This window comes from Sphingobium quisquiliarum P25, from assembly GCF_000445065.1.
In the GTDB taxonomy this organism is placed as follows: domain Bacteria; phylum Pseudomonadota; class Alphaproteobacteria; order Sphingomonadales; family Sphingomonadaceae; genus Sphingobium; species Sphingobium quisquiliarum.
Genome location: NZ_ATHO01000019.1, coordinates 1 through 5,553, shown reverse-complemented (window position 1 = coordinate 5,553; position 5,553 = coordinate 1). Strand labels below are relative to the sequence as shown.

Sequence of the window (5,553 nt, the reverse complement as noted above, 5' to 3'; positions counted from 1 at the left end):
CCCGCGCCGCAGCCCGGCGCGAATCCCGCCGTGCTGACGCTCGACGCCGCGCAAGCCGCGCCCGCGACCGCCTTTCGCGGCGCGACCGCGCTCGACAGCTATCGCGCGCTCAACTGCCTTACCTCCGCCATCTATTATGAGGCGGGCAACGAACCCGAAGAGGGCCAGCGCGCCGTAGCCCAGGTCGTGCTCAACCGCGTGCGCAGCCCGCTCTGGCCGCACAGCGTCTGCGCGGTCGTCTATCAGGGGTCGGAACGCACCGATCTGCGCTGCCAGTTCACCTTCAGTTGCGATGGATCGATGACGCGCGGCAGCGACAGGCAAAGCTGGGCGCGCGCGAGGCGGATCGCGCAGGAGGCGCTTTCCGGCAAGGTCTATGCCCCTGTCGGCCTCGCCACCTTCTACCACACGCTGGCGGTCAGGCCTTCCTGGGCGCCGTCGCTGCGGCCGGTCGCCATCATCGGCGCGCATATCTTCTACCGCATGCCCGGTTTCCAGGGAGCGCCCGCTGCCTTCCGCGTCGCCTATTCCGGCCGGGAATATCAGTCCGGCCCCGCTCCCCGGCCCTGGATGCCCGCGCCCGTCATCGCTTCCCCCGTCTATGACTGGGCGAAGGCCGATGCGCCCGCCATCCTGCCCGTACCATCCGTCACCCGTCCGCCAGAGGATGAACCGGCCCTTCCTGAATCGACCATCCGCCCCGAATATCGCAACAGCGGACGGCCACGCATCTGAACGTGCCGCAGTCCGCGCGATTGCGCCTGATTTTTTCGCCATCCCCGTTGGATGTTTTCACAAGTGGCTGATTTTACGAGCATATAAAAAGTTCGAATTTTTCGAAGACTGGCGGAACCAAAGCCGCCGACCATGGGTTCTAATGCCCGGATAGCAAATCTTTTGCCCCCCGCTCTTGCTATCCAAAAAAATATGAGCCCGGAACGCATCTCCCCCCCCCGACGCGTTCCGGGCTCAGAATTTTTCGGGCCATCCCTCCCAATCCTAAGATATTTGCGGATGCGGAACGTATCCTGTGCCCGCGGGTTCTGCTTGCGCCGCCGAATTGGCACGTCCACTCGGCTGAGTTTCTAAGGAGACGATCATGACCAAGAAGATCCTTGCCGCCCTGCTGCTCACCGGCTCTCTCATGGTAGCGGCCTGCAACACGGTGGAAGGCGCCGGCAAAGACGTGCAGAGCGCTGGCGAAGCTGTGGAAGACGCGGCGAACTGAGCCAGCCCTGAAGCTATCCGTCAGAGAAGGGCTTGCCTCAGGGCGAGCCCTTTTCCACCGACTGATCGGGCTGCTCCGCCGCCTCGGCGGCCTGTTTCCGATCGGTGAACCAGATCGCGATGATCGTGATCTCGTAAAGCAGCAGCAGCGGAATGGCGAGCATGAGCTGCGACACCACGTCAGGCGGGGTCAGCACCGCCGCAGCGACGAACGCGGCGACGATCATATACCGGCGAAGAGCAATGAGCTGTGCCCGGCTCACAAACCCCGCACGGTTGAGCAGCATCAGCAGCACCGGCATCAGGAAGCTGATGCCGAACGCAAGGATGAACTGCATCACCAGCGTCAGATAGGCGTCCGTGCTCGGCAGCGCTTCCACCGCCAGCCCGCCGCTTGATCCCTGAAATTGCAGGAAGAAGTGGAAGGCGGTCGGCATCACCACATAATAAGCAAGGCTCGCGCCCATCAGGAACAGCACGGGCGTCATGATCAGGAAGGGCAGCAGCGCCTTCTTTTCCTTGGCGTAGAGGCCCGGCGCGACAAAGGCCCAAAGCTGGTTCGCGATGATCGGGAAGGACAGGCAGAAAGCGCCGAAGATCGCGACCTTCACCTGCACGAAAAAGGCTTCATACAGCTTGGTATAGACCAGCCGCCCGCCGCCATCGCCAAAGGCTTCCTTGAGCGGGTGGACCAGGAAGGCGAAGAGATGGTCGGAAAAATAAAAGCAGATCGCGCCGGTGATGAACAACGCCCACACGCATTTCAGGAGCCGTCCCCGCAGCTCGATCAGGTGGTCGAGCAGCGGCGCCTTGCTGTCGTCAATATCCTTCATGCGGCCGTGTCGCCCTTCGTGCCGGGCTGCGCCGCGAGATAGGGGGGGCCTTCGCTGGCCGGTGCGGCCGCCGGGGGCGGCGCAGGCGCGACCGGAGCGGATTGCGCGACAAAGGGCGGCGGCGATGACGGCGCGGCAGCCTCGCCCGGAAAAGCGGATGCAGGCTGCGCGTCAGACGCCGCATGCGTTTCGGGCGGATGTTCTTCCATGATCCGGCGGTTCTGGTCAGCCCACTTCTTTTCCAGTTCCTCCAGCTCCACCTCGCGCACCATCGCATCGATGCCGGTGCGGAAGTGGCGGGCCATCCCCCGCGCCTTGCCCACGATCTGCCCCACCTTGTACAGGGCGCGCGGCAGATCCTTGGGACCGATCACGACCACCGCGACGATCACGATCAGCAGAAGTTCGGACGAACCGATATCGAACATGCGCGTCTACCGCCCGGCAGAAGGGGTCAGGCCTTGGTCTTTTCTTCCGTGCCGCTCGGCGCGTCCTGTTCGGGCACGCGATGTCCTTCGATCCGGGTCGCGGGCTTGGCGGGAGCGATGTCGTCATCGTCGTCGGCCATGCCCTTCTTGAAGCTCTTGATGCCCTTGGCGACGTCGCCCATCAGGCCGGAAATCCGGCCGCCACCAAACAGCAGCATGACCACCAGGAGGACGATGACCCAGTGCATCAGCGAAAAGGAACCCATGTGAACGTACTCCTGAAACGAAACCTATCTAGGCCTCTTCCTCATCATTTTCCAGAACGGATTGAGAGCCCAGCCCCTCCAGCGCAAGATCGACAGGATCGAGCAGCCCGGCAGCGCGCAGATCGTCCAGTCCAGGAAGGTCACGGCGGCTGCTAAGGCCGAAATGTGACAGAAATTCTACCGTCGTCGCATAGATGAGCGGACGGCCCGGCACCTCGCGCCGTCCCGCCGGACGGACCCACCCCGCTTCCATCAGCACGTCCAGCGTGCCCTTCGCCACCTGAACGCCGCGAATGGCCTCTATTTCGGCGCGGCTTACGGGTTCATGATAGGCGATGATGGCCAGCGTCTCCATCGCCGCGCGGGACAGCTTGCGCGTCTCGTCCTTTTCCCGCCGCAGGATGTGGGCAAGGTCGGCGGCGGTCTGGAAATGCCAGCGCCCGCCCCGCTCCACCAGATTGACGCCGCGCCCGGCATAATGGTCCGCGAGCGCCGCCAGCGCCGCGGGAAGATCTCCGGCGTCGCCGACATGCTGACGCAACTCTGCCAGCGACAGCGGATGTTCCGCCACGAACAGAGCGGCTTCGACCGCGCGCAGGAAATCGTCAGGCTCCTGCATCACAGCAGGCTGGCTCCGCCTGGATCGGGAAGGGCCGCGCGCAGGTAGATCGGCTCGAAAATCCCCTCCTGCTGGATTTCCAGCCGCCCCTGCCGCGCCAGTTCCAGCGCCGCGACGAAGCTGCTCGCCAGCGCCGTTTTCGCCATCGGCCCGTCCTGATCGCTGGGCAGGAAGGCTTCCAGCGCCGTCCAGTCGATCGCCCCGCCCAGCAGCGTTCCGACCCGCTGGATCGCTTCGTCCAGCGTCATCACCGGCCGCGCCGCGACCATATGCACCACCGGCTGGGTGCGGGCGCGGATCTGGCCATAGCATTGCAGCAGGTCGTAGAGGCTGGCCGCCCATTTGGCGCGGCGGACCATGCGCAACCCCTCTGGCCGGGGACGCACGAAGACATCGCGGCCGACCCGGTCGCGCGCCATCAGCCGGGCGCCCGCTTCGCGCATCGCCTGCAACCGTTGCAGCCGCAATTGCAGGCGCAGCGCCAGTTCTTCCGGGCCGGGCTCCGGCTGCGCCTCGCGCGGGAGCAGCAGCGCCGATTTCAGATAGGCGAGCCACGCCGCCATCACCAGATAGTCGGCGGCAAGCTCCAGCTTCAGCTTCCGCGCGCCTTCGATATGGGCGAGATATTGTTCGACCAGCGCCAGGATCGAAATTTCGCGCAGGTCGACCTTCTGCGACCGCGCCAGCGCCAGCAGCAGGTCGAGCGGCCCTTCCCAGCTTTCGAAGCTGACCGTCAGCACATCGGCGCGCGGGACCGGCGCGGGGGTGAAGAGGTCTTCCATGTTCAGCAGGCCCTGCCCATGACCGTGTTCCGGCGGCGAAAGGCGGTTCTTTCTACTGACTGATCTAGAGTCCTGATCGCGCAGGAAAAGGGTGGACGCCCGATCACGCAGGCACCGCCGCCAGCAGGGCGTCGCGCGTGGCGAGAAGCTGTTCCAGCGGCGGGCCGTCCTTGTCCAGGCTGGCCCGCGCCATCGCACGATCGAGCCGCCCCTTTGCCTGCGCGCTGATATCCGGCAGCAGATTGGCGATCCCGATCATGTCGTCCATCCGCCCCCAGCAATTGAGCGCAAGGTCGCACCCCGCGGCCACGCAGGCGGCGGCCAGTTCGGGGATGCTGCCGCTCAACGCCTTCATGTCCAGATCGTCCGACATCAGCAGGCCGTCAAAGCCGATCCGCTTGCGGATGATCGTGCCGATGACGGACGGGGAGAGGCTGGCGGGCAGGTCCGGGTCCCAGGCGGTATAGACGACATGGGCGGTCATGCCGATCGGCGCGTCCTTCAGCGTCTGGAACGGTGCGAGGTCGGTCAGCAACTCCTCTTCACTGGCGGTGACGACCGGCAGGTCGAGATGGCTGTCGACCAGCGCGCGGCCATGCCCCGGCATATGCTTGACGATGCCGACGACGCCGCCCCTTTCCAGCCCTTCGATAACCGCGCGGCCCAATGCCGCCACGCGCATCGGTTCCGCGCCGAAGGTGCGGTCGCCCATGATGTCGCTCGCCCCCTCCTGCCGCACGTCCAGCAGCGGCAGCGCGTCGACGGTGATGCCTGCTTCGGACAGGGTCAGCGCGATGGCGTGCGCATTGGCGCGGGCGGCGGCGATGGCGCTGGACGGCGCGATATCATAGAGCCGGTCGAACACCGCCGCCGGGGGAAAGCTGGGCCAGACGGGGGCCTGCATCCGGGCAACGCGTCCCCCTTCCTGATCGATCATGATCAGCAGGTCGTCCCGGCCGTGCAGCGCGCGCAGATCGCCGGTCAGGGCGCGAAGCTGCTGGCGACCGGCGATGTTGCGGCGGAAGAGAATATAGCCTGCGGGCTGCGCATCGGAAAAGAAGGCGCGCTCGTCAGCGGTGAGCGTCTCGCCTGACAGGCCGAAGATCACGGGTTTCATGATGATGATGGTAGCGGCTGCAATGCGCCCTGTCGAAGGACTTTATCGGCGTCCGCCCGCCGTCAGTTGACGACGAGGCAGCTTTCCCCCGCGACCTTCAACCGGCCGCATATCGTGCTGGCCTGGGCCCCGGCCGTCGCCCGCAGGCGATAGAGGGTGCTGCCCCCGACCTCCGCAGGTTCGACCGACATGGTGAGCGGGGCCAGATAGGCGAAGCGCTTCGACAGGCGCGCCCAGGCGTCACGCGCGCCCGACTGGCTACCATAGGCGCCGAGCTGGAT

The 5,553-nt window shown here is 65.6% G+C and carries 9 protein-coding genes; 2 read left to right on the top strand and 7 right to left on the bottom strand.

Annotated elements, in window-relative coordinates:
* The coding region (locus L288_RS25005) for a cell wall hydrolase (RefSeq protein ID WP_021236872.1) at window positions 1–735 on the top strand (735 nt) is incomplete at its 5' end.
* A 364-nt stretch (window positions 736–1,099) separates the two neighbouring features.
* Window positions 1,100–1,228, top strand: coding sequence for an entericidin A/B family lipoprotein (locus L288_RS25000; RefSeq protein WP_021236871.1), 129 nt, complete (start codon window positions 1,100–1,102; stop codon window positions 1,226–1,228).
* A gap of 37 nt (window positions 1,229–1,265) precedes the next feature.
* Here L288_RS25000 and tatC read toward each other — a convergent pair whose 3' ends face one another.
* From tatC to L288_RS0121195, 7 genes are all read right to left on the bottom strand, one after another.
* Window positions 1,266–2,060: a twin-arginine translocase subunit TatC gene (gene tatC / locus L288_RS24995; RefSeq protein WP_021236870.1), complete on the bottom strand. Its 795-nt coding sequence runs from the start codon at window positions 2,058–2,060 to the stop codon at window positions 1,266–1,268.
* Window positions 2,057–2,488, bottom strand: a complete 432-nt coding sequence (gene tatB / locus L288_RS24990; RefSeq protein ID WP_021236869.1) for a Sec-independent protein translocase protein TatB — start codon at window positions 2,486–2,488, stop codon at window positions 2,057–2,059. Before tatB ends, tatC begins: the two co-directional genes overlap by 4 nt.
* 26 nt (window positions 2,489–2,514) lie before the next feature.
* Window positions 2,515–2,754, bottom strand: coding sequence for a twin-arginine translocase TatA/TatE family subunit (locus L288_RS24985; protein ID WP_021236868.1), 240 nt, complete (start codon window positions 2,752–2,754; stop codon window positions 2,515–2,517).
* Between the two features lie 28 nt (window positions 2,755–2,782).
* Window positions 2,783–3,376 carry an SMC-Scp complex subunit ScpB gene (scpB, locus tag L288_RS24980; RefSeq protein WP_037470718.1) on the bottom strand — a complete coding sequence of 198 codons (594 nt, stop codon included), beginning with the start codon at window positions 3,374–3,376 and terminating at the stop codon, window positions 2,783–2,785.
* Window positions 3,373–4,155, bottom strand: coding sequence for a segregation and condensation protein A (locus L288_RS24975; protein ID WP_021236866.1), 783 nt, complete (start codon window positions 4,153–4,155; stop codon window positions 3,373–3,375). Before L288_RS24975 ends, scpB begins: the two co-directional genes overlap by 4 nt.
* A 103-nt stretch (window positions 4,156–4,258) precedes the next feature.
* Window positions 4,259–5,272: a beta-N-acetylhexosaminidase gene (gene nagZ / locus L288_RS24970; protein ID WP_021236865.1), complete on the bottom strand. Its 1,014-nt coding sequence runs from the start codon at window positions 5,270–5,272 to the stop codon at window positions 4,259–4,261.
* A 62-nt stretch (window positions 5,273–5,334) separates the two neighbouring features.
* A partial coding sequence (locus L288_RS0121195) for an SPOR domain-containing protein (protein WP_031303852.1) occupies window positions 5,335–5,553 on the bottom strand: 219 nt, incomplete at its 5' end.

Coding starts and splice junctions, on each gene's coding strand:
- nagZ (WP_021236865.1), bottom strand. CDS start 5,272: ATGAAACCCGTGATCTTCGGCCTGTCAGGCGAGACGCTCACCGCTGAC.
- tatB (WP_021236869.1), bottom strand. CDS start 2,488: ATGTTCGATATCGGTTCGTCCGAACTTCTGCTGATCGTGATCGTCGCG.
- L288_RS25000 (WP_021236871.1), top strand. CDS start 1,100: ATGACCAAGAAGATCCTTGCCGCCCTGCTGCTCACCGGCTCTCTCATG.
- L288_RS24985 (WP_021236868.1), bottom strand. CDS start 2,754: ATGGGTTCCTTTTCGCTGATGCACTGGGTCATCGTCCTCCTGGTGGTC.
- tatC (WP_021236870.1), bottom strand. CDS start 2,060: ATGAAGGATATTGACGACAGCAAGGCGCCGCTGCTCGACCACCTGATC.
- L288_RS24975 (WP_021236866.1), bottom strand. CDS start 4,155: ATGGAAGACCTCTTCACCCCCGCGCCGGTCCCGCGCGCCGATGTGCTG.